The organism is Sporocytophaga myxococcoides (genome assembly GCF_000775915.1).
GTDB classification, from domain to species: Bacteria; Bacteroidota; Bacteroidia; order Cytophagales; family Cytophagaceae; genus Sporocytophaga; species Sporocytophaga myxococcoides_A.
Window position 1 is genome coordinate 348,227 of sequence record NZ_BBLT01000006.1, and the last position, 25,301, is coordinate 373,527.

The 25,301-nt window shown below is 35.1% G+C and carries 21 protein-coding genes; 11 read left to right on the forward strand and 10 right to left on the reverse strand.

What is annotated here, in order from left to right; all coding sequences use genetic code 11:
* Positions 1-83 precede the first annotated feature (83 nt).
* Together MYP_RS15795 and MYP_RS15800 are read left to right on the forward strand one after the other, a co-directional pair.
* Complete coding sequence (locus tag MYP_RS15795) at positions 84-2,417, forward strand: TonB-dependent receptor (RefSeq protein ID WP_045465181.1); 2,334 nt, start codon at positions 84-86, stop codon at positions 2,415-2,417.
* 6 nt (positions 2,418-2,423) lie between these two features.
* Positions 2,424-3,308 (forward strand): DUF4249 domain-containing protein, encoded by an 885-nt coding sequence (locus tag MYP_RS15800; RefSeq protein ID WP_045465185.1) that lies wholly within the window; start codon positions 2,424-2,426, stop codon positions 3,306-3,308.
* A gap of 78 nt (positions 3,309-3,386) precedes the next feature.
* Here MYP_RS15800 and MYP_RS15805 read toward each other — a convergent pair whose 3' ends face one another.
* Entirely contained in the window at positions 3,387-3,932 is a 546-nt protein-coding gene (locus MYP_RS15805; protein ID WP_045465188.1) for a hypothetical protein, read from the reverse strand.
* Between the two features lie 43 nt (positions 3,933-3,975).
* Here MYP_RS15805 and MYP_RS15810 point away from each other — a divergent pair, with 43 nt between their 5' ends.
* The gene (locus tag MYP_RS15810) at positions 3,976-4,209 is read left to right on the forward strand and encodes a hypothetical protein (protein ID WP_045465191.1); all 234 of its coding nucleotides are present in this window, start codon (positions 3,976-3,978) and stop codon (positions 4,207-4,209) included.
* Positions 4,210-4,574: 365 nt separating this feature from the next.
* Here MYP_RS15810 and MYP_RS25225 read toward each other — a convergent pair whose 3' ends face one another.
* Entirely contained in the window at positions 4,575-6,410 is a 1,836-nt protein-coding gene (locus tag MYP_RS25225) for a T9SS type A sorting domain-containing protein (RefSeq protein WP_081990544.1), read from the reverse strand.
* Positions 6,411-7,027: 617 nt separating this feature from the next.
* Here MYP_RS25225 and MYP_RS15820 point away from each other — a divergent pair.
* The 6 genes from MYP_RS15820 to MYP_RS15855 all read left to right on the forward strand — a co-directional run bounded on the left by MYP_RS15820 (position 7,028) and on the right by MYP_RS15855 (position 15,473).
* Positions 7,028-7,939: a hypothetical protein gene (locus MYP_RS15820; RefSeq protein ID WP_045465194.1), complete on the forward strand. Its 912-nt coding sequence runs from the start codon at positions 7,028-7,030 to the stop codon at positions 7,937-7,939.
* 135 nt (positions 7,940-8,074) lie between these two features.
* Positions 8,075-9,634 carry an MAC/perforin domain-containing protein gene (locus tag MYP_RS15825; RefSeq protein ID WP_045465197.1) on the forward strand — a complete coding sequence of 520 codons (1,560 nt, stop codon included), beginning with the start codon at positions 8,075-8,077 and terminating at the stop codon, positions 9,632-9,634.
* Positions 9,635-9,712: 78 nt separating this feature from the next.
* Positions 9,713-10,936 (forward strand): glycosyltransferase, encoded by a 1,224-nt coding sequence (locus MYP_RS25230; protein WP_052430262.1) that lies wholly within the window; start codon positions 9,713-9,715, stop codon positions 10,934-10,936.
* 108 nt (positions 10,937-11,044) lie between these two features.
* On the forward strand, positions 11,045-11,233 hold the full coding sequence (locus tag MYP_RS15835) for a hypothetical protein (RefSeq protein ID WP_045465199.1): 189 nt from the start codon (positions 11,045-11,047) through the stop codon (positions 11,231-11,233).
* Positions 11,234-11,412: 179 nt separating this feature from the next.
* A complete protein-coding gene (locus tag MYP_RS15840; RefSeq protein ID WP_045465202.1) occupies positions 11,413-11,748 on the forward strand; it encodes a hypothetical protein in 336 nt (111 codons plus the stop codon).
* Positions 11,749-14,768: 3,020 nt separating this feature from the next.
* On the forward strand, positions 14,769-15,473 hold the full coding sequence (locus MYP_RS15855) for a hypothetical protein (protein WP_045465211.1): 705 nt from the start codon (positions 14,769-14,771) through the stop codon (positions 15,471-15,473).
* Positions 15,474-15,506: 33 nt separating this feature from the next.
* Here the strand turns inward: MYP_RS15855 and MYP_RS15860 are convergent, their stop codons facing one another.
* The 5 genes from MYP_RS15860 to MYP_RS15885 all read right to left on the reverse strand — a co-directional run bounded on the left by MYP_RS15860 (position 15,507) and on the right by MYP_RS15885 (position 21,212).
* A complete protein-coding gene (locus MYP_RS15860) occupies positions 15,507-16,742 on the reverse strand; it encodes a DUF4238 domain-containing protein (protein ID WP_045465215.1) in 1,236 nt (411 codons plus the stop codon).
* Positions 16,743-16,820: 78 nt separating this feature from the next.
* Positions 16,821-17,498, reverse strand: coding sequence for a competence protein CoiA family protein (locus tag MYP_RS15865; protein WP_045465218.1), 678 nt, complete (start codon positions 17,496-17,498; stop codon positions 16,821-16,823).
* Between the two features lie 86 nt (positions 17,499-17,584).
* A complete protein-coding gene (locus MYP_RS15870) occupies positions 17,585-18,295 on the reverse strand; it encodes a hypothetical protein (protein ID WP_045465221.1) in 711 nt (236 codons plus the stop codon).
* A gap of 348 nt (positions 18,296-18,643) precedes the next feature.
* The gene (locus tag MYP_RS15880) at positions 18,644-20,359 is read right to left on the reverse strand and encodes a hypothetical protein (RefSeq protein ID WP_045465228.1); all 1,716 of its coding nucleotides are present in this window, start codon (positions 20,357-20,359) and stop codon (positions 18,644-18,646) included.
* A gap of 25 nt (positions 20,360-20,384) precedes the next feature.
* On the reverse strand, positions 20,385-21,212 hold the full coding sequence (locus tag MYP_RS15885) for a hypothetical protein (protein WP_045465231.1): 828 nt from the start codon (positions 21,210-21,212) through the stop codon (positions 20,385-20,387).
* A gap of 588 nt (positions 21,213-21,800) precedes the next feature.
* Here MYP_RS15885 and MYP_RS15890 point away from each other — a divergent pair.
* Positions 21,801-22,208, forward strand: a complete 408-nt coding sequence (locus tag MYP_RS15890) for a hypothetical protein (RefSeq protein ID WP_045465234.1) — start codon at positions 21,801-21,803, stop codon at positions 22,206-22,208.
* 43 nt (positions 22,209-22,251) lie between these two features.
* Here MYP_RS15890 and MYP_RS15895 read toward each other — a convergent pair whose 3' ends face one another.
* Positions 22,252-23,217, reverse strand: a complete 966-nt coding sequence (locus MYP_RS15895) for a lysozyme inhibitor LprI family protein (protein WP_045465237.1) — start codon at positions 23,215-23,217, stop codon at positions 22,252-22,254.
* 455 nt (positions 23,218-23,672) lie between these two features.
* Between MYP_RS15895 and MYP_RS26140 the strand changes: the two genes are divergently transcribed.
* On the forward strand, positions 23,673-23,828 hold the full coding sequence (locus MYP_RS26140) for a hypothetical protein (RefSeq protein ID WP_156140669.1): 156 nt from the start codon (positions 23,673-23,675) through the stop codon (positions 23,826-23,828).
* Positions 23,829-23,932: 104 nt separating this feature from the next.
* On the opposite strand, the gene MYP_RS15900 is transcribed toward MYP_RS26140, so the two are convergent.
* Positions 23,933-24,154: a hypothetical protein gene (locus tag MYP_RS15900; RefSeq protein WP_045465240.1), complete on the reverse strand. Its 222-nt coding sequence runs from the start codon at positions 24,152-24,154 to the stop codon at positions 23,933-23,935.
* A gap of 113 nt (positions 24,155-24,267) precedes the next feature.
* Complete coding sequence (locus MYP_RS25235; protein WP_052430263.1) at positions 24,268-25,068, reverse strand: hypothetical protein; 801 nt, start codon at positions 25,066-25,068, stop codon at positions 24,268-24,270.
* Between the last annotated feature and the right edge of the window lie 233 nt (positions 25,069-25,301).

Here is a 25,301-nt window from a genome sequence, read left to right on the forward strand (position 1 = left end):
TTCAAATAAAATAATTCAAACTATAAGCCGTTGAGATCTTGTTTTTAAATAATTTTAAATAATAATTTTTAACAACTTTTATAATGAAACTTTTGAGTTACCTGAATTTCATTTTGTTTATTTCAATAATACATTCAGAAGTCATCGCACAAGATATACGTTATACTATAAGCGGGAACGTGCGCGATGCAGGAACCAAAGCAGCATTACCTGGTGTAATGATACTGGTATCTAACGGAGGTGAAGGAACAACAACAGATGCAAAGGGTTATTACAACTTATCTGTTTCACCTTCTGATTCTGCTGAAATTACCTTCTCATTTATTGGTTACAAAACTGTTAAAAAAGTGATATCCGTTAAATCTGACGTACGACTAGATATATCACTTGGAGAAGAAGCTGCTGAGATAAAAGAAATAATTGTGGAAGGGAAGAAATATAAATCAGTAAGTGATGGGGCAGATATTAGTAATATCGAAATACCAATCGATCAGATTAAAGATGTACCAACACTAATGGGAGAAAAGGATGTTTTGAAAACCATTCAATTAATGCCCGGTGTTCAAAAAGGAGGTGAAGGTACTGCTGGTTTGTACGTGAGGGGAGGAGGTCCTGGTGAAAATCTTTTCCTGCTTGATAATGCTATAGTTTATAATCCATATCATCTCTTCGGATTTTTCTCTTCGTTTAATGGCGATGCACTTCAACGTGTAGAACTTATCAAAGGTGGGTTTCCTTCAAAATATGGAGGAAGACTGTCTTCTGTAGTTGATATGGAAATAAGGAATGGGAACAATGAAAAAATACATGCAGAAGGAGGTATCGGACTAATTGCCTCCCGTCTCACTGTAGAAGGACCAATTAAAAAAGGGAAATCTTCCTTTATCGTTTCTGGTCGAAGGACTTACCTTGATGCACTGATGTTTCCGTTCCTATCTTCAGAAACCAAGGCAGGCTATTACTTCTATGACTTCAACTGGAAATTCAATTTCGACATTAATCCTAAAAACAGGATCTATCTGAGCGGTTATTTTGGAAGGGATAAATTCTTTGCAATTTTTAAAGATAGTTATAGTGATACTCGCGCCTGGTTAAAATGGGGTAATACCGCAAGCACCTTAGCATGGGACCACATTTTTAATGAAAAGATAAGCTCTCAGACATCGCTTATTTATAGTAATTATATTTTTGATATAAATAATGAAGAAAAATACCAGGATGAAGTCAATAAACTACGCTACTGTTCCAATGTAAAAGACATTTCATTAAAGCATGAATTCAATATATCAGCATCTTCTAGTCATTCATTAAAAATAGGACTGATCTCTACTCTTCACACTTTTAAACCTGAGGCTGTAGTATACCATGAAGAGAATTTTAATGATGTAAATTTTGACAATAAAATTCGTGCTTTAGAATCTTCGGTTTATGTTCAGGATATTTTTAAACCTGTTCCTCGTCTTACAATCAATGCTGGAATCAGATTGTCCAGCTATATTACAAAAGACAAAAATTATTTATTTCCAGAGCCCAGAATTAGCGCGGGATACAAGATAAGGGAGGATATTGCAGTTAAGGGAGGATTTGCAATAATGAATCAGTATGTACACCAGGCTACCAGTGGAGGTTTAGGCTTACCATTGGATCTGTGGGTTCCAACATCAGAAAATATAAAACCTGCTCAGTCAAGACAATTATCCCTGGGGTTGACAAAGGATTTCCGCGGGAAAAATGTGGTTGGCAGTATAGAAGGATTTTATAAGAAAACGAACAGAAGTGTAGGATTTAAAGAGGGAGCTTCTTTCTTTTTGTCCGAAGAAATGGTAGAAAAGGATAAAAACAGCTGGAAGAAGAATCTCACACAGGGACAGGGCTGGTCATATGGTCTGGAATTTTTACTTCATAAAAAAGCAGGAAAATTTTCCGGCTGGATCGGTTATACCTTATCATGGACTCAGTTGCAATTTGACTCCGTAAATTATGGTAAGAAATTCTACGCACGTTACGACAGAAGGCATGATATCTCACTTGTCAGTATCTACAAGTTTTCTGATAATGTACATTTTTCTGCAACCTGGGTTTATGGAACCGGCAATGCCATCACTATTCCGAATGCTTCTTATGGAGGCATAGCTCATAATCCAGGTAGCAGTACGTATGGTGGTAGGGATCTTATAGACTTTGGAGGAAAAAATGAGTATAGAATGAAGCCATATCATCGGTTGGATGTAGGAATCAAGTTTATTAAGAAATTTTCATCAGGCCGCGAGAGAACCTGGGATCTGAGCATTTACAATGCTTATTCAAGAAAAAATCCATACTTCTATTATATGACTGCTGAAGGAGGCAGAAATGTCATTAAACAGGTATCTCTTTTTCCTATTATCCCTTCAATAACCTATAACTTCAAATTTTAATTTCACATGTATCGTATACTTCTTAATATCATTTTTATTGCAGGCGTGTCTTCCTTGCTTTCAGCGTGCATCAAAACATTAGACGAAAAAGATATGCCCAAAATTGAATCTAAGCTTGTCATTGGAGGATATATTTCGCCTCAGGATACGATCGTTAAAATATTTGTAGGAAAATCAGTTCCGATTTACCAGAAGAGTAAGGGTTTCAATGCCAATCCTGTGAAAGACGCAACTGTATTATTGTCCGGCAACGGTGTTTCTACTTCGCTTCTTTATGATGAAAAATTATCATCCTATACAATTCCTGCTTCTCAATATCCGATAATTCCAGGAGCCACTTATCATCTCATAGTTTCCACTCCAGAAGGCTATTATGCTGAGGCAGAAACCATTGTTCCAAAAGACATTAATTCGAGTCTTAAATTTAGTTTAGATACTATTGAAAGATCTATCAATTATACATATTCTGGTAAGAGTCTTCAAATTTCAGTTTGGTGGGATGATATCCAAAATCAAAACAATTATTATAGAATTTATGGTGAGGCAGGGACAATCTATGATTCCACTTATTATAGTCCAAAATATAAACACTACAATGAGATATATTTTGATACGAAAAATATTGCGATTAAAGATATCGGTTATGAAAATGGTAAAATAGGACCTTTCAAGACAGATACACCACTGGAAAATATGAATAGGCGACTCAGTGATATTGGCCTCACTCTATTAAATACGGACAGGAATTACTATGAATTTTATAAAAGCTATGATTCAAATTATCAGGAAAATTTTTTCTCTGAACCCCAAAATATATATACGAATATAAAAGGAGGGTTAGGAGTATTTGCCTCTTACCAAAAGTACACGGTAAAAATAACTCTGAAATAAGCCCTGACTTTAAACTTTAAATTGCTCCAGGAAATATAATTTGATATATAACTCCTGGAGCATTTGAAGAACCTTTTACTATAAATCAAATCTTATTAAATGTCTTATCGCACCATTGAAATGTCTGGTCTCAATAATTTTGAAATTCCACTTCAGATAAAGTCTGATCAGTTGAGGAGTACAAGTGGCAAGAAGAAATTTACAACCTTGTTCTCTTGACTGTTCAAAACAATATCCTTTCAGAAAGGTCCTTTCCAGATTGTATAGATTGCCATCAAAATCAGTAGTTGAGAAAAGTGTTATTATTTCTCCATATTTCTCTCCAGTCATAGGAGGCTGAAAACCAAATTTGTCGAATTGGCAATAACTGCGATCATAGAGGCCGCCTACATAAATAACGCTTTGGGCCTTATCATTTCTAAATGAATACATAGTTATATGTTCATTAGGAATATTAAACCTTATGGTTTTTTTTTCATCATCCCAATTCCATATACTCCTTAAAAAATTTTGTTCCTTCAACTTATTAAAAGCTTTATAAAAGTGCTTCTCAAATTCTTTTCCATCTTCGGGATGATCAAGATCAATTCTTCTGCAAAAATTATCTACAACGTATGTTTGCATATGTATTGTTTTTTATGATTAAACCATTTGAACACACTAGTCAATGATCTTACATTTTATCCTTGAGTTTATAAATATTCTGAGAGCTATAATCAGTACTTTACTTTTCGGAAAGGCAATAACTTCATGGACCAATTCATGCGAATGGCTTTTGCTCTTAGATTATATTCGATCAGGACTTCTTGAAAGGTTAACTAATAATGTAAAAGTATGCAAGATTCGAATCTACATTATAGGGTATTTTACCAAGGGGTGTTTTGAATTGAGGGAAGAATAGGTTTAAGAAACAAACACTTTTAAATGTAATAATTTATGTTTCATACTTTCGGATATTAAAAGGTTCAGGCCTCTGTAAAAAACAATCAGCATATGAAAAAAAATGACAATTACTATAAGCCGCAGCCAATCCGGAAGGAATCTTTTATTTATTTACTACTTTAATATTTTCAATAGAGAGAGGAATAGATGTAGAGAACTAACACTTCTTAATGTTATAATATATGCTTCGTATTATTATAAGTTAAAAGGGTTAAGATGTATTAGTAAAAAATAGTGCTGTAAAAAAATGGACAATTCCTATAGGCAGCAGCCACAATCCAGGAATCGTCCACTTAGAACTTAAAACTTATTACTTAAAACTTTTTATTGTTTTATTACTTTAATTGTTTCCACAACTTTGTCGTTCACAAAGAACTTGCAGATATAAAATCCTTTTTCAAATGTTGAAGTATTAATTAAAGATTCTCGATCTGAGCTAGAATTAATATCATTAAATACAGCGACAGTCCTGCCTGAAAGATCTGAAATTTCAATTGATACTGAGCCATTGTCAGAACCAGGTAATTTTATGTTCAGGTAATCAGAAAATGGGTTTGGGAAAACCGTAGCCTCCAAAGCTTCTTCCTCATTTTCATTAGCTATACTTTCTCTCTTATCATCCTTGTCAAAGCATCTCAGATCTAATTTAAATACCAGAAAGTCTGTGCTGCCGCTGTTTCCATCTGTAATGTCTCCATCTGCCCCCATTGATTCTCCGCCAATAAGAATACTTTTGCTGTTCAGACCAAGGCTGGCCCAAGGAATATCTGCTTCACTGCTTCCGTAAGTTTTGTCAAACTCTTTATTTCCCTGAAAATTCGTTTTTACGATCCAGAAATCACTTAGTCCGTTGTTTCCATCAGTGACGTCACCGTTTGCGCCCCATGTATAACCACCTAATAGAAATCCATTATTGGTACCAATGATCTCTGTGAAATTATCAGAAGAGGAACTGCCATAAGTTTTGTCCCAAACTTTATTACCATGAGCATCCACTTTGATGATCAAAGCATCTGTATCACCATTGTTTCCATCAGTGATGTCGCCGTCTGTAGATGAGGTCATACCAGCTAGGAGATATCCGTGACCAGGTGTGGAACTTAGCGCAAATAACTGATCTTGCGATGAGCCACCATACGATTTATCCCAGATTTTATTTCCATGGAAATCCGTTTTTATGATCAAGAAATCAAAGCTTCCATTATTTCCATCTGTCACATCTCCATCAGAAGAGGTGGAGCGTCCTCCAAGTAGATATCCGTCGTGTGTTCGGATAATAGAAGATAAAATATCATACCCCGAACCTCCAAAACTTTTATCCCAGATCTTGTTCCCGGAATTATCCACTTTAATGATCCAGAAATCATTAAATCCTTTGTTAGGAACAGATACATCTCCATCAGATGATTCTGATATACCAGCAAGAATAAAGCCCCCATTTTTTGCAGGAATAATTTCAAGAAGATCGTCAAGGCCCGTACCGCCAAAGGTTTTGGTCCACACTACATTTCCCGCATTGTCAAGTTTAAAAATCTGCCAGTCCAGTATAGTAGAATCTGTTTCGGTTAATCCTCCGGCAAGATAACCACTTCCATCGGGATAAGGAACAATAGAGTATAAAATCAGGGAAGAGGCTGGCAGAGGATTTTGCCATACCACATTTCCGTCTTCATCTGTTTTTATTATAAATCTGGTACCTCCGAAAATATACCCTCCTTCGTTTGCGGGAGCGATAGTCCACACTCCTTCAGGGCGTGTACTTCCATAAGTTTTGTCCCATATTTTTCCGGAAGCAGGAATTACTGTTACCGTTATGGCCGTTCTAGGACCGATAGGGATTCCCCATACATAGGTTTCATAATAATAAGTAGTGGTAGTTGTAAGGGTAGGAGTTATAAAAACTTTACCCGTGCCAACAGGAGATCCACCCACTGGCACTGTAAACCATTTCACAGTTTGTTTAGGGCCCGCATCTGCTTTTAATTTAACACTGGATCCTGAACAAATGGTAGGATTCCGGTTTCCTGAAAGCAAGCTAACAGAGAGATCCGCAGAGTTCTTTGAACTACTTTTGGCTTGTAATGGAATGACCAGGGTTAGAAAAACCATTGAAATCATAAGACTCCATTTTGCATTTAAGAATACATCATTTTTCATCATGGTATATAGGTTTAAAGTTAAACAATGAATTAAATCTGGTTTTAAAAATCCTGAGTTCCACTTTATCTCTCATTATAAAAAAATAGTTATCCTCTGTACCCAGCAATAACTAAGTGCAACCCGCGTCAATCAAAAATGTTTAAAAAAGCTTAAAATTTTTATTGATTGAAATTCATAAATGCCAACAATTGTAATGGTGTTTATAAAAAGATATAATATTAAAAGATCAAATAAATAAAAAATATATTGTTAGCACTTGCATGTTAGTTTAAAAAGTATTTATATAGCGCAACATTTAGGTTTTCGATCAGCTGGAGAACCTGCCACTACCAGATTAATAATTTTATTTTACAGTTTAGCCATTACGAAGAAATCAGCTAAGATTTCTTTCAATAAATTCTTGTGGCTTTCAAGATTGCTTTTATAACAACAATAGGAGAGACGAATCCCGGGCTGTTTCTTTTATTTGTTATTCAATAAAAATTTGCTTTTAGATTTTAGTAAAATTTTCTAATTAAACAGTATCTGCATAGATACTGTCAGAATCAAATATTACCTATTCTTTTATACCCTTGCTAAGGGAATGTTATGTATTACTATTTAACATATAAATAACAATGACATTATCAAGAGAAGATATTGAACCCATACTGGAAAAATTACAAAACTGGTTATCCAATACAAATATAGTGGGGATGTATATTGGCAAAAAAAGAATTGCTGGCCTGAATACTGGTCAATGGGCAGTGGTGGTGCATGTAATACAAAAGAAACAGCTATCGGATCTTAATAAAGATGATTTCATACCAACATCAGTTGAGTTTCCTATGCCTATCCCAGGAGGAGGATACATAAATGAGTCCGTTCCAACAGATGTTGTAGAAAGCGGACCTGTTGTGGAACAGGGCAGCCTTGATAATTATAAACGCCCATGCCCAGGTGGATTCCAGGTAGAAGGTGAGGCAGTAGGTTTGGTTGGGACACTTGGTGTAAATATTGAATATCAAGGAACATATCGCCTACTTTCATGTAATCATGTTCTTTCAAAAAATGGACAAGCCCAAAATTATGTGTACCAGCCGGTGGATAGCTTGTGGAAATGGAATGGACTTGCAGATGTTTCCGGGTACATACCTTTAACACTTTATCCAAACAGGAATGAGCCTAATCCTGAATTTAACGAACAAGATCTCGCATGGTGTGATATTGATCCGACCCTTGGAGCACCTAACATATATTACCTTGGTGTACCCAAAGGAATCAGAAAACCTAAAGTAGGAGAAAGAATCAGATTGGTAGGAGCGAAAACTGGAAGTGTACAGACTGCCAACATACAAAGCATAACTTTCAGATGTGCTTCAAATTTCTGTAATACCGGACAATGGGCTTTTTATAAAAATCTCATACAGCTGGATCAGGTGATTACAGTATCAGGCGACTCAGGAGCCGCATACATGGCTGATGATGGATATATTGTGGGATTACATATGGCTGCAGATTCCTTAAACTCATATGGCTGTATGCTTTAGGGGGATTTCCAGCCAAATATGTTATGAACATTCATGAAGGTTCTTCCAGCTTAATTCTTTTGTTATCAAGTTGGTAAGACTTATACCTTAACATATCAAATAAAATTTTTAACCACTATAAAAAAAGGAGGCATTATGAACACTATTCCAGGTGCAGAAATTCTGGGCTTTGGCTTCAATATTATGGGAGAGTACAACGAATCATCCATTACTTTCCAGCTCTTTACCCATAAAAAACAAGATGCAACAGAGTATACTTATCCACCCACTGGCGTCACCTATCAGGTTCCGGACAATACTACAGTTTTAACACAAAATGATACATCCGGATCAACCAACGTTTTCACCACGCGTCAGCAATTCCAGAGTTACTTCTCAGCCAAGGCAGGCTTATCCGGTTCAGCAGGAGGATTCAGTGGAGAATTCAATATGGCCTATTCTCAATCTTTTAACACGGAAAACAGTTATTACTATGGTGTGTCAGAAGCTAATTACCAGAGCTGGCAATTGCTGATGAACAGCACCAATTCACAATGGCTTTCAACTTCTTTTACCGAAGATCCTGCAGTCCAGAACCTTCCTTCCAAGTACACCAATGAAAACAAAGAATGTTTCTTTGCTGTATTCAGAAAGTTTGGTACGCACTTCATCTCCAAAGCAACCGTGGGAGGAAACCTTTCTTATTTTGTAGCCATAGATCAAAGCTTCAGCAGTGATCAGACTCAAATACAGGCCAACCTTGCACTTGAATATAAAGGCGTATTCTTTTCAACCAAAGCAGAGGCAGAGGCTATCTGGAACCAGCTCGGTGAACAATGGGCTGAAAACCGAATTGTAAAAGTCGCAGCAGAAGGTGGGGACACATCTACTTTGGAAGCGCTTAATCCTGGCTTTGGAGATTCCGAAAATTCAGTTTTCACTTATTGGAAGTCGGCAGTAATGGAAAATCCTTCCATCATTTTATTTCAACTGACTCCATTATCAGAGTTATTTACAGGAGATACTGCTTCTGCCATTGCAGAGGCCATTAAGGTTTATACCAACAGTGCCATTGTTGCCACTGCCAATGCCGATGTATCTTTCGGACAAGGACCGGGTGGAGGAAATTATATCACCTCTTCAGCCATCATTGTAAATGGTGAAGTAGTACTTCCTGACCCTGTTCCGGTTACTCCACATCCCAGAGTTATTAATTATAATGGACGCAACTTCGTATTTCCAATCGGAGGATTTCAGATAGCAATATTTGACAGCGATTCTATGGAAGTCATAATGAGTCACAAGTATTATGTGGATAACACTTCATTGGAGACGGAACAAAATGTATATAATGAGATTATGAATGATATCAACGAGATCATTCAGACAAACTATACAGTTGTTATATCCGGCTTTGCAGTCGATCTTATGAATTATCCTACTACGGAATTCGCAACTTGGCTATATTCCTGCGGAGCAACGCTAAGTGGATGGAAGCATTATTTCGGCTTTACAGGAGTAACCGGAGTAGTTAATTATGTCTGCATTTGCAAACACGGGCAACTTCCGGGAACAGCCATTGAACAATTCGATTATGTAATGGATTGGATCTATGAGCCAAAAAGTATAGATACCGCTGCTGAAGTATTATTATATTCCAATCATGGAGAAGATCATATCAAAAAGTCTCCAAGTAATTTCGGAGTGTTATCATAACAATAAACAATCCAGGTGAAAATAACCGAAGTGGACGATAAGTCGCTTCGGTTTTTCTTTTTTTATAAATGAATCAATATGAAAATACTCATCATAGGTCAATTCAGCCATGCAACCGGGCTGTCACGTATTACAAGATTAATAGCTAAAGGATTGTCTGAAATATTTGAAGTACACATCCTGGGTTTTGATACAGATGAGAAGAGTAAAGAAACCATCAAAACATCTAAATTTATTCTGCACCATAACACCTCACCTGTAGATATTTTTGCTGAAGAAACTCTTCAAAGTCTTGTCAATAGCCTAAAGCCCGAAGCTATTTTAATTTACCATGATCTCTGGCTCATCCCCAGGTTTACGAAGTCTATTTTCAAAAGCAATCATAAATCAATACTTGTAGGTTATACACCACTAGATGGAAATATTCTTCAGTTAGATAGTATTCGACAATTAACTTGTCTTGATGCACTTGTTGTATTTAATGATTTTGGATATGCTGCACTTAGAGGCGCCGCGCAAAAGGCAGGAGTAGCCCAGAACAAACCCTTTCATAATATAGCTGTAATTCCACATCCGCTTTCTGAAGATAAATTTTATCGATTAGGAGGGGAGGCATTGCCCTCTTCCTTAAGGCGACTGGCAGCCAGAAAGCAACTTTTTCCTGATAATCCGTCAAGCTGGAAAGGTTTCTGGGTTTTGAATGCCAATAAAAATCAGCCTAGAAAAAGAATAGACATTACTTTGAAAGGCTTCGCAAAATTTGTTGAAGACAAGCCTGATGATGTTCGGCTCTATCTGCACATGGCCACGAAAAATTCATTTACAGACATAGAAAAAATGGTGAGAGAGCTTGGTCTTAAAAAAAGGATTATTTACACAGCAGAAGGTAAACAGCATCCAGAAGTTCCTTGTGAACAATTAAACCTTATCTATAATGCCTGCAATGTAGGTGTAAATACTTCTATGGGTGAAGGTTGGGGACTTGTAAGTTTTGAACATGCAGCAACCGGGGCTCCCCAGGTTGTACCAGATCACAGCGCCTGTGCAAATATCTGGAAAGAAGCTGCGGAATTAATGCCAATTGAAAGAAAAACATGTGGATATACCATGCTCGAAGGAGCTGAAGTTTCTCCTGAAGCATTGAGTAAATCACTTGAACGACTTTATGCAGATAAATTGCATTATGAGCATTTGCAAAGACAGGGCTTACTAGTGACCCAAAACAAAGCTTACCATAGAGATGAAGTAGCAATTCAGTGGAAAGATTTATTCCTGAAACTAACTTCTGGAGTTTATGCCTGAAAACCAGAACCAGAATATCTGTTTTATCAAACAATATGGTGAAATAAGAACAGGAACCAACCTTATCCGGGCTTTGATAGAAGAAATTTTTCAAATACAGAAGTGCTGATGCATGTTCTGGGGGACAAACATAGTCTGCCTGCGGATTATAAAAATTTAAGAAATGAGCTTATAATAGAAGAGGATCTTATACATAATAAACTTATTGAAGCGACCTGGTCTAAAAGTTCCAGAACGACTGTTCGGGATGATAGGATGCAGATGGATTATAATAAAATCAATAGCAGATCAGCTTAAAGATTGTATCGTCAGCGAAGCGATGAAATTTCTGATTTCAATTAAAAATCCGTATTCCTGGACAGCAAGTGTGCTAAGGATTTCCGGCTGACAATTAAAATATAAAAACGAAGAAAAGAGATACATGAAAGTCCTTGAAGAATCGGTGAATCTATTTAACATAAAATATAAATCCTGGATTGGCCTGGAGCAGGACTATCCAGGACAAACCTTTGTTCAGACAAGAAGATCTTATTGAAAATCAACCGTTAGTACTGAAAAAACTAAAGAATAAGTTTAATTTTAACCCGGTAAAGGATTATCCTGAATCCATAGAGAAAATTGTACTTCCGGCACATTGGGACAATACTGAAATGCAAATTCATTTTGAGCATTTCGGCAGGGAGTTTTATCGGGAAAAAGAATATATGAGAACATTGACGCCAGCGATGCTGCGGACTCTGGAAATGACTACAGACTGGCAAATGCTGGAAGCGTTAGGATACATACCAGAACGAATTAACCTAAAAAGGTAAAACAAGAGTTTTTTTAAAATATTCAAATTTTTACCCCAATAATCAGGATAAACTCAGCGAGTGGAATAAATGCAGATCAAAAATTGCAATTGAATATGGGTATAGTAAAAAATCAAAAACGAGTACTGATATAATGGCGGAATAATAGTTCTTAAAATTGAAAAAATAAAAGTTTAGCGGCTTAGTTGAGCCCAAAATAGTCAACAATATTTTAGGTAAAAGAAGAGAAGGACGTGTTTAAGGATATTGAAATTTTTGTCATTATAATATTATAACTAGTAGACTAATATTTAAAAAGCTATAAGGGTGGATTCTGTGATTTCCTATTTAACATAATATAAATTATATAACTCATCCATACGCTAAAGCCTTACGCTCAGTTACATAATGATATTATGTTAACCATCCAAACCTAACACAACCGCACGACCCAAACCCGAAAGGTTTGTCTGGAACTGCCAGCTTTCTCCATGCTCTCTTTATCATTATTCAAATAAAAAAAATCAGATCCGAGTCTGAGTTGCCAGAGTCAAGTAAGTTATATAATTTGTCGTTATGTGTAAATAGCCCCGCAAGGCCGTGCCCTGGGCCCACACTTGTGTAATCCCATCTCACAAACCTTGCGCACCTATTACACAACGAAATTTAGTTTTTTCCCACCGCACTTTTTGGCCGACCCACTCGCATAAGTAATTCAAAACCAGCAGCCCACAGGCCAACCCAATTGGTTTTGCATTACACATGCTTAGCCAGCGCTTTTTAAAGCTTGTATATCCGGTCAAAGTACAATTTGAATCCGTACAGCCGATTCTCAGGCCGAGTAATCGTACAGATGATTCTCAGACCGATCAGATTTCCCAATTTCGTCCGGCAGGATTCGGAGTCTCGTACAGCAGAAAAAATCCAATTTAAAATCGTACAGGCGATTCTCCAGCCGATCAATTTTCCAAATTCCTGGGCTCCAGGACCGAATTTCCGTCCTCGTATACGCCGACAAAATCCATTTTGAATCCGTACAGACGATTCTCAGACCGATCAGATTTCCCAATTTCGTCCGGCTGGATTTCGGAGTTCCGTACAGCCAGAAAAATCCAATTTAATTTCGTACAGCCGATTCTCAGGAAGATCAATTTTCCTAATTCCAGGTCGAAGATTCCGACCTCGTAAACGCCGACAAAATCCATTTTGAATCCGTACAGGCGATTCTCAGACCGACCAGTTTTTCCAAATTTCGTCCGGCCGGATTCGGTGTCCCGTACAGCCGGAAAAATTCTTTTCAAAATCGTACAGGAGATTCTCCAGCCGACCAATTTCCCAAATTCCCGACCTGGACTCCAGGTCGAAGATTCCGTCCTCATATACGCCGACAAAATCCATTTTGAATCTGTATAGACGATTCTCCAGCCGATCAGATTTTCCCAATTTCATCCGGACGGATTTTCAGATTCGGGGACTCGTAAAGCCGGAAAAAATCATTTTAAAATCGTACAGACGATTCTCAGAAGTGCAGTTTTCAGGAATTCCTGAACCAGACATCTGGACAGAATTTTCAGGATCGTATATCTGGCATGGCTAAATCAAATAACATTAAAAGGGTGGTGGCCGAACCATCAGCGAGGGGAGCGTAAGCCTGAGGGAAGGAGCTTTGATGGTTCTTGATTTTTCTTTGGTTCGTTTCTTTGTATCAAAACAAAGAAATGAACAAATCAGAGTCAGAGTCCGAGAATTTAATAACCATGAAAATTTAGCAATTATAACAGGAGAGGAGCTTAAAAAATTTAAACCTAGTTAGTTTTATCAAAATCCTTCTTGAAATCTCTGTACTCAATTTTTTCCTGCTACTCTCCTGCCCTATGCTGAATGTTAATGCAAAAAAAATATAATTTGTCAATATTTTTAATATATTTACCTCGTGGTATTGTATTACCGCCCCGTTTTTTGACATGCTGTTTTAAGATAAGCTATTGCTTGTGACCATTTCCATAATGACAAAATGCCATTTATTGATACTACTATTTATTGATGCTCCATACTAGAAACTTGATCTACTGAAAACTTTGATTTATACTGAATAATCTATCTGCTGAAAACTTCGATCTATACTGAATAATCTATCTGCTGAAAACTTCGATCTATACTAAATAATCTATCTGCTGAAAACTCCAATCTATACTGAATAATCCATCTGCTAAAAACTCCAATCTATACTGAATAATCCATCTGCTGAAAACTTCTATCTATACTAAATAACCTATCTGTTGAAAACTCCGATCTATACTGAATAATTTATCTGCTGAAAACTCCAATCTATACTGAATAATCCATCTGCTGAAAACTTCTATCTATACTGAATAATCTATCTACTGACAACTTCGATCTATACTGAATAATCCATATGAACCTACATTTAAAAACTAAGATAGGAAGCGGCCTAAGTGATTGTAAATTTTAAATCAAGTCGACAAATGGGCTGTCTTTAACTTAAATCTTATAGCAATGAAGATTAAATTTTGTGTTAAAATTAAGCCTAAACATATATATAAATTAGTAAGTGGGATTGCATTATTGATAACAATTCTGAAATATCTACTTTAAATTAAAACGGCAGCTTCTTATCGGAGCTGCCGTTTTTTTATATTCCAATGGAATATATATGAAGGTAATTATTCATCATTATCCTAGAGTGAACTTAAAAAAAATCCCTTCCTCAACCTCCCCGCAAAGACAATGCGGAAACTGTCCCTTTCTTTGCTTGGATCAAAGAAAGGAACCAAAGAAAATCAAGAACCAAAAAAGCTTCCAGCCCCTCTCCTCCCCGCACCTCGCTTTTGGTTCTCCCCTGCGCTCTCGGCGTGTTTCGCCAGCCCTCAAAATCCAACCGCACACACATCCTTCAACTGATACACCGGCCTCCGGCCGCTGTATTAATAAGGTTAATCTTCTTCAAGTTCTTATAAACCTTAGGAAAGAATTTAATAATATTTTATATTAAACGACTAATTATTAATGCAAATAAAATAATGGCAAGCCTGATTTTAAGAAAGACTCCCCAAAATTGGTATGAAGATCATCTTAAGTTTACTCTGGAATTAGTTGAATCTTTCATCAATAGTACCGAAAAGCAAATTTTAATAAGCATTCAAGAATTCATTAATACGAAAGAGACTATTGATTATGACGAAGATGATGAATTGAATACTATTCAAACTGTCGAGATGCATAATGGGCTAGATAGCTTAACTTGGGATATTGATACAATATTTAAAGAACATTTTCCAAATCTTCAAAGGAGGTCTGCCTTTATAACATTATTTGGTTTTTTAGAATATGAATTAGATCAGTTATGTATTCTATTTGAAAAAAATGAAAACTATAAAGTTCAATTAAAAGATTTTAAGGATTCTGGGATAGAAAGATCAATGAGTTATTTGGAAAAAGTAGCAAATTTAGGAGACATAAAAGTCAATAATAATACTTGGGATGAAATAAAGTCGATAAAACTAATAAGAAATACAGTTGTTCATAATGATGGAAAACTAGTTTCCTCAGATGGTAAATCAAGAACTGCTGAATTAATCTATATTAAAAAATGTATTTTTCTTGAAGGAGATAATGAAATAATTCTCAAAGACGGTTTTTTAATTCATGTATTAAGGATTTTTGAACAACTATTTATTAAGCTTGATAATTTGATTAAGGATAAGTATAAGAATGGTTCTAACTAGCTTATGGGAGGCTTATTTATTTGATTCCCCAAGTTATTCTTTGCTAAAATCAAAATCCATATCTCTGGGACAAATAACCCACTTATAAAAATTATCGAAACATTTTTTATTAATATATTCCATCTCCGTTTCACTAGCATGATATACAACCTCACCCTTATATTGCTTAAATGGATAATCTGATTTAAGAGTTTTAGGGTTATGAATGTAAACTAAATAATTGGGGGACAAAGGAAAATATATTTCAGTGTTAAAATTAAACCAATCAATATCTATATTTTCAATAATAACAGGTGAATCAGTTGTATACCAATGATCACCTTCTTTAGCTTGTAAGAAAATAAAATTTAATTGAGCAATTTCTAAATTAAATTGATTCATTAAAATTACACTTGCTCTATTGATGAGATCATGAGTTGGTATTTCAAAGTACTTTTCATCTATTCCGGGTACATGCCTTGAAAGATATTTAAGAAAATGAATACGATCTTCGGAATTCAGAACGCCTTCAATATGCAGTCTAAAAGGCATAGATCTAACTAAAAGATTAGCAACTACCATAACTAAATATGTTTGTGAATTGCTGCACAACCTTTTATTATTTTCTAGTTCATTTAAAATTTGAGGATATTGAGTTTCTATTATTGAACTATAATCTTCTAAAGCATAGGCAACTTCTTTATCGGTACTAACAATAGTAAATATATTATCCTCTGTTAAAAAAGTTTTTATACTTTTACGTCTAGGTTTATGAAAACCTGGCTCAATAAGGCAAACCTTGGGTGTAGTACCTTGTAAAAAGGAAAACTGCTTTAAGTAAACATATGGAATTATGTGTTGGTCTTGTTTTTTTAATGAGTCATTTACCTTTTCTGTCTGAGAATGGATACTAGCATAAGTTAATTTAAATAAACTTTCTAACCATTCATGTTTTTCCTCTTCATCCATTTTTTTTAGTTTCAAACTAAGATCATCTTTAATTATTTTCCTCTGCTCTTGAGAGAGTACTATATCTTTTGACGATTCAAAATCTGAAATAAGCTGAAGTAAGAGTTGATCATTTTCTATCTTTTTTATATCGACAAATTCTTCAAATTTCTCTTTCAGTTTCACTGAGAATGATTCTAGCTGATATTCATTTTCAGCAGACAAATAATTTTGAAGTTTTGATGATGCATTTTTCTTTACTTCATTTAACAGAAGAGACGCGGCTTCTGTATATTGTTTTTCATCCATCAATTCCACAAATTTTTTTATCTCTATCTCCATATTTATTTATAAAGTATTTAAGTAGGTTCAATTCAGGTCTACAATTTTCATTGTTCAACCGTCTTATTATTTATTTACCTATTTTTCTTCTTTAGTTAAGTGTTTAATAATTTCTTCGTTCGAGTTAAATTGTCCTACTTCACTTAAGTAATCAAAATAAAACTTAGTCTTTTCATAAAACATACAATATATTTCTCCGTTTTTAACCCAAGTTTTTAGTAAGTAATTTTTCTTGTGATTAATGTCTAAAAACAAATGACAATCTGTATTTCGAGCGATTAAGTATGTCCATTGTCTCTTATTTTTCCAAGTTGCTTTATAGAATTGCCCGGATTTTTCAATATCAAATGTATTTTTGAAATATTTAGTTGCATCTACAATCCAAGTTAATCGCTGATTAGATACACGTTTATAGAATTCTATTCTTTCTCTTACAATCCTGATATCTATGGGGGAAAGTTGTATTTCGATGATCGTGTTATTGTTGCCCACAATATCTGCCCGGTGTTCATTATTTTCACCAAAAATAATTTCACAACTATCATCTTTAACTAAAGATTTCCAATTGCAATGCCATATTGTTTCATTTTCATACCCCTCAGGCATTTGAGGTTTATCCCCAATATATGACCAATATTGCCTGAGTTCACCGACTTTAGCTTTTACTGGCATTCCAGACCAAGGACACTCTCCAATATCACCAGATATCGCATACTTTGCTCTTAATCTCTTTCCATTAAATTTTGCTATTTGCATATTACAGTTTTTACTTTTACGATATCAGGAATCATCAATTACTATTTTTAATTTTTATTATACTAACCCTCAAATCAACTTATTCTTCAACGTTTTCTCTTTCGACTTTTCTTTCTCCTACTTTTCTCTAATAGTTTTTTTATGCCACAAAATGCACCGAACGAAACACCTGCTGCTAAAGCTATTTCCATTAGAGACCAATTTTTATCAATGATTTTAAAACTTTCATCATCGTCATTGTAATAAACAATCCAGTCTTTCAGCCTAGTTTTTTCAATCAATTCTTCTTTAAGAGACTTTTGTATTTCTGAAATATTCTGAGCATTATAAAACTCTTTTAGACTTATTTCAATAACTGGTTTATTAATACTTTTCAAAATGGAGACTTTACCTGGTTTATCTTTTAAAAAACTTGTAACAGCGATTTCTACAATCAAATCCTGATGTCCATTACTTAGAATTAAATCCGGTCTTATTCCTTCTATCGATTGTTCCAATCTAACCTTACTGTATTCAAACTTTATGTTGCTTTCGCCCTTCTTTAAAACGACATAATTATGAGATTCAAAAATTCTTTTGGACTCAAGATGTAATTCTGTTTCACTCTGGCCACCAGAACATCTTGAAAGTTTATCAAAATGAAAAAAGCAACTTTCCTTTATCCGCGAAATCCGCGATCCCACTTGCCCTCCACATTCGGGACAAATACATCCACAATCTAAACCAAGGCCTGGCTCAAATTCATTAACATTAACATACTGTCCATCCTTTATTGCCCAAGTCAATTCTGCAGCCATATTTATATGATCAATGATTTATAGAATTAAGATCAAATTCAATTAACATATTTTTGAATAATTTACTATTTGGGCGTGGTCTCAAATCCATGCCCACAAACCTACCCATATTTTCGACACGGCTGTCCGCTGCAAGTCCGCGCAGACACACAACCAACCCTTAGCGGGCTTTCCACTTCCATCCTCACGCATTGACTTTTCATGCCTTTTTCGTACCTCAAAAGCATTCAAAGTAATATCGGATGTAAGAGTTACGAAATTTACTTTTATTATTATTAAAGGCCAGATCAAATTTCGTAACACTTACAATTTTATAAAAAAATATACTGGAGAATTAGTGTCCGAATATCACCCCTTTGGTAAATTATCAGTTAAGTTAAATGTAGTTATTATCTCTTTAATGTAATTAGGATCTTTATCAAAGTCCTTGTTGAATTTCTTAATTACAATGCTTTCAAAATTTTCATTTTCCTTCCATAGACTTTCAACTGATCGATTTCTGAAATGTCGCTTTTCAGCTTTTTTTAATTCCAAATGAAAATAATCAATAAGGTCATTTAGTTTTATTTTGCTAAAAACATTTAAATGATCAAGAAAAAAGGTTAAATCAATAAAAGTTAAATCTCTAATTCCATTAAACGATTGATGTAAATTTTCCTGGTCGATTCTTCTCCTAAATTCTTTCTTAAGATAATTATTTATCCCATATACTCTAAAAAACTTATCCGTGTAAACTATAATGGGATAAATCACAATATTTCTTGTTTTTAGATTTAACTCATTATATCCTTTTTCCTCAAAAGGCTCTTCCGTAAGTTTTTTTATTTGTTTAACAATTTGACCTATGCCCTTTTTTTTAGTGTTAAATTTAATATCTATATGTTCTTTTATCTTTTCATAAGAGTAAGAGTTTATAACATCAGTTGAAATGTATGTATCTTTTAATTCAAATAAATAAATGTACTTGCCATTTCGAACATACGCATCTGGAAAATTTGAAGTACCATTATCAAAAAGGACTTTTGCATATCTACTTTTAAAGATATATTTTACAATTCTCTGGAATGTATATTTCTCTGTAATATTTGATGAAATGTATTTTTTTAAATCTTCAAATTTTGTAAATTTTTCATTCTCCTTAATTCCAGAATTTGAGTAAAAGTCAAAAAGTAACCCATCATACATTTTATTAGTTATGTAGTTCCAATTAAGAACTAAATATTGTTCTTCTCCAATTTTATATAATGGCTTATCTTTAAAGCCTGTAAAATTTTGCTTACTTTTTTTGTATCTTTCTTTGTATTCATGAATATTTAATGACAATGATTCAAGCAGATATTCATATCTATCAGACTTATTCAAAAAGAATTTATAAAAACCACTTCCTTCCTTTTCATTGAGATTAGCCCAACCACTTTCCAACAAGTTTGATAACCCAATAACATAATCCCATCCTGTTTTCATACCATTCTTATTCAGAAATTGGATTACGTATTCTTTGTAAGGAGAATTATGCTCTAAATAATTTAAAAAAATCATTCCCTTTATCATTTCAGGAATTGGATAGATAGAATGATTTACTTCAATTTGTTCAATTATAATGGGCCAAGTCTTTATTGAAAAAAAATCGTCATCTTCATTAACAATTGACTTATCAATAGCGTCAGTATAATTTATATTTATTCTTTCAACGATTAAAAGATATGCTTTCAAAAAGTTTAAATCCGCTTCAGCTGCCCCATCTGATGCTTCGAAGACTCTATAATTGAGTAACTCCCAGTGAATAAATTCAAGATTGTATAACTTTGCAAAAATTACTCCTTTATATTTAGCAGTTAACTTCTTAATTATTTTATTTCTTAGTACAGGTTCCTGCCTTCTTAATAAAATCCCCAAAATTTTAAATTGAGTATTATTATCATCACTTTTTACATATAGCTCTGCGTTAATAAATGCAAGGAAAGTTATACATGTTTCTGAAGGAATATTTTTCAATAAATCTTCTAGATTTGGAATTGGTTCATCGAAAATATCTGTAAAGGCCGGAGTTGGAGTAAATCCCATCTTATTTATTCATTAGTTATTCTTACTAAAGCTCCCAAAAATTATTTTGAAGAATGGAAAACTCCTCAACATCCTTTTGTAACTTTTTTTCTGGATAATTTAAATGACAGTATATTATTCCAATTCCTAGGATTAAATATTTCAGCGATGCAATAATATTCCCCAAATCTATATCCATTCCTCGTCCTTGAAGGAAGTGAGTCATTATACCGAAATGTTCATACTTTGAATAATAGGTATAAAGATCGTAAACCTTTGAATACTTTTTAGTCAGCTTGTGGCTATTAATTCTAGTGAATAACTGTTTAGGAGTGATAAAATTCTTATCAATTAAGTTTTTCCAAGGTTCATCAAAATCAAGTTCTTGGTTGTTAAATAAAAAATTATAGTCAGAATGCAGTTTTATAACTCCCTTTTTATAATGCTCTTTTGTCAAAATACCATTTTCTATTGCGGTATTTAAGTATTTCAGAGAATTTTGAATTTGATCAGAAGCTAAACAATTAATTTGATCATTGTATTTTTTCTCTCCTTCAATATCATCCTGAGATTTTATGTCCGAATAGTAGGTATTTAGGAAGGCTATTGTCATAAAATCTAAAAGACCAGTTCGTGTAATAAGCCCAATGGATGTTTCAACTTTAGGATTACTTCTATAATGGATTAATAAAATTTTTATACTTTCAAGTCCAAACACGAACCTTTCAAGATAGCATATGTATGTAAATACAGATAATTCATAGTGATCATTAGGAAACTTTGATAATGAAGAAACACCGATTTTATTAATTTGAGATAACAACTCTATAGACTGTTTAAGTTTTTCCTCATTTTCCTTAGATAGCTTTTCCATAATAGCGACGATGCAACATTGAATAAATATGTAATAATTTAACTTAAAAAATTTAATTTTAAAAAAACACTCCCTAATTTGATCATTCTCAAAACATTACTACCTTTACAACTCACCATAGCTGGTTGATAATAAAAACAACCCAACGTTTTTGAGCCTTTTCAGATGGATAAGGCTTTTTTTATTTTATAGCTACTCATAAAACTCCTTTCTCAATTTCAATCTTACAATTTCTACATTAAAGTGCGTTGGCCGAACCATCAGCGAGGGGACGCAAGCACGTGGGGAGGAGCTTTGATGGTTCTTGATTTTTCTTTGGTTACTTTCTTTGTATTAAGACAAAGAAAGTAACAATACTAAAGAGATGTTCAGTCCAACAAGAGCTTACCCATTCAATTTTTAAAAGAAAAAAAGAGCTCGTTCCTCTACCCCAACCCATCCGTTAACATCACGCATTCACCACACCAAGCCAAAGCAAATCTACGGTTGTTGCTTCGGGAGAATGCAAGGGTGCGCTTCGCCTGCTCATAAAAAAATCTCCACCCTCCAACCGCACAAAAGGCCATCCCGCCCGGGTAGTATTTTTTTATGGCAGCCCTTGCATCAGCCTCAGCAAAACCGTGGGAACCGCTTTTCCTTGGTGTGGTTGCCAGGGGCACACTCAAACCCTATTCGTTATGTACATTTATCATTTTTGTCGTCAGTTCTTTGGTTGGTACTTATCCTTCCGTATCTGGTCAGGTTGCAGGCTCCGTGTCAGCATTGGTCCTATTGGCAGCTTCTGGGAGTTTTCCTTCCGCTTCCTATGGTTCGAGTTCTCACTTTCACAGCTCCCTTTTTAGGGGGCTTTTTTCATTTACTATTATGGGAAATCCATTTCAAGTCCGCACACACAGGCAATACAGAGCCTACAAAGCTGGCAAGTGGGCCAGGTATTACTGGCTGAAAGGCCAGCATTACAAACGCAGCCATATACGCTGCTTTGGCTATTCATGAAAAAAGCGGCCTACCAGCCGCTTTTTTTTGTGAATGCTTAAATTTACTTATTTTTAGATCTATATTTTTTCAATATAAACTCAAATTCTTCTTCAAGACTTTTAATCTTTTCCTTTGTTGTATCCATCAAACTCGTTGAAAACATATAGGGGTATAAACTTCCTCCAAGAACACTACTTGCTTTACATTCAGCCCTCAAGTCTCTATACTCTGTCCATTTAACAATGGCTTCATCAAATAATCTTTGATCAAAAGTATGCCCGTCGAAATCTTCGGTTCCATTTAATGTTTTAATCAAATCAAGAAGAATGTTTAACTCCTTATTAACATTTTTAAAATCTTCAGAAGCTTTAATATTTTGATCTGTTTGAGTTAGAGGAGCATTTGGATGTAGAAGATGCCAAATAAAACTATTTGCGCCTTCCAGGAATATAATACAATTATTTAAATTGTCTAAAATTTTTTCTGTATCCAGTTTAGTATTAGTTGCAAATTCATGACAAAAAATATGTCTTAATTCAAAAGTGCTTTTTATACTTTCTATAATCACACCGGAGATTTCCCCCTCACTATATTTCTTTATTTCTTCAAGGAAATCTTTCTGGATTATTGTAGAGATATTAGAGTTGATGTCTTCCAAATTGTTAAATGGAAGTATGTGAGCAATAAAATCTCCAACTGTTAAAATTTTGGTCTGGATTGCGGCAACGATTTCAAAGTCCAGCTTAATATTCTTTGATTGATTATACTTGGCAACATTTTCACTAAATGGCTTTCCAAAGTCCACTATTTCCTTTATCACTGATCTAAAAAATGCTTCGAAACATGCAACAGTTGAAATTGGAATATATTTTAAAAATTCAATAGACGATTCTTCATGGAAAATAGCATTTTCCAAAGCATTTCCAATTCTTGGTAATCGAAAAATCAATTCATGTCTTGAATTGTACTCTGCTCTTGATTTAATTAATATGATCTCTTCAATTAAATCCCTTTTCTTCTTTTCCATAATTATCAAAATTAAAAATTAAAGAGATTTTCCCAAACATTAACCACGTCAGGCAACAGCAAAAATACGGTTCCTTGCTTCGGGAGTTGCAAGGGCAAGTAAAGCCTGGCCTATTTAGCCACCCCACCACCCTCCCACCGTAAATCGGCCATGCCCCTTGCAACAACCTCAGCAAAACCGTGGGCTGAGGCCATTGCCTGTCGCGGTTGGCAGGCTGTTACTTAAACCATTATATTTATGTCCTACTACAAGCATGCGCAGTATAGCTACTCGCACAAGCTCAGAGTTTCCATTGCCAAGGGGCGTCGGTCCGCCTATGGTCATTATTTAGCAGAAAAAGCCTTAGAGCGGCAGCGGGCTATCGCCAAGTACAAAGACCGTCGGCCACCTGAAAAGCCCTAGACCATGCCGGGCCTCGCCCGGCATTTTTTTGTTAATTTCAAATTACTTATTAAATGCGAGAGGATGTCCACGACATTGTTGTCATCCATCCTTCTTTTATGCGCGGAGGCCGAACCATCAGCGAGGGGAGCGCAAGCATGTGGGGAGGAGCTTTGATGGTTCTTGATTTTTCTTTGGTTACTTTCTTTGTATTAAGACAAAGAAAGTAACAAGTCCAAGCAGATTACTAATTAAGTATTTAACCTGTTTTATGAGAAAACAAAAAAGCCCTTCCATAAATAAAAGGGCTTTTAAAACTAAATACTAAACTAACCTAAACACAAACCTTCCCCTTAATCCCATCCCCTACCGACACCACAATATTAATCACCAGCTTCACCACAGGATTTTTCACCATCGCAGCAATGGCACCAAGAGCAACCTTGGCATTGTCCCAGTTTTCACAAAAGATCACCTGAGCACTTTTACCTTTGGTTTTAGCTTCAAGATTAACACTGACATTTTCCAGATTGGATAACATAGCTAACTCTTTCATAATTGATAAAAATTTAAGGTTTAAAAATATTTAAAAACTATTACTCTCCAAGGAACACAAAGCCTTGGAGAGTTTTTTTACTTAAAACTTACTACTCACAACTTATAACTTCGTTAGAACACATTCGTAATCTTCATACTGTTACTCTGCGCCAACAAATACGGCCTGCTGGCAACCATCTGGTAGAACTCAACTCCTATACAGGCAACCAAAGCACTCGTTGCAAGCAAAGCCGGAGCTGGAGTAATTGTCGGAGTGAGCTCTGTTATAGAACCGACAAAACCACCAATAGGAATAAAGATACTCGAAGAAACAGCATTATGAGCATTGCTTGCAACATCTGTAGGTACATACTTTTTGGAAGTTTCATCAAACTCATATGAAGAAATTACACTCACAGTAGCTATGATCTTAAGGTGAGTAGCACCCTTAGGATAATGAATACTATTATCAGTACTGAAATCCGGAACAGTAAACGTCGCTGCCGTACGATCCGTATTCACTGCCACACTATACGGAGCAAGGAATACACTGTCAAACAAAGTGAAACGGTTAAAATTAAAACCAATAAGCAGGTCTTTATGCTTTAAGACCTCTACTGGTCTTTGACCTCTGGCTCCCGAATCAGCCCTGTTGATCATGATCCTGAACTGCTTCATAAGAGAACTTGTAACTCTGGAGTCAGACATCACATCCAGATAAGTTTGAAGCCCAAGGCGCAAAGCCTTACCGGCTGCCGCAGAGCCTGCAAACTCCTGATTGTTTTCTCTGGTACGCCTGAAGTTCGCATCAGAAGCAATCTTCTCCTTGGACGGACCATTTGTTTCTCTTGATAAGTTTTCACCTTGTTGTTGGTAAAAAGTGATTCCACCTAAGGAACCTTTGAGTCGAATTATGCCTTTCTGTCTGGCCATAGTCTTAAAAGTTTACGGTTTATAAAATTTATCTCAGACTTAAAAAATAAGCAGCCATTAATGCGCGCCTCAAAGCTGCAGCTGGTTTAAATCCTTGTCAGATAAACGACAAGTTTAGAGCCATAATTCAACAAAAAGATATGATTCCACACAGAGTACATCCCAACTATGCTTGAACCAAGAAAGATTCTTTAAAAGTTTATATCCTCTTTTATACTAAGCATTATTCTTCA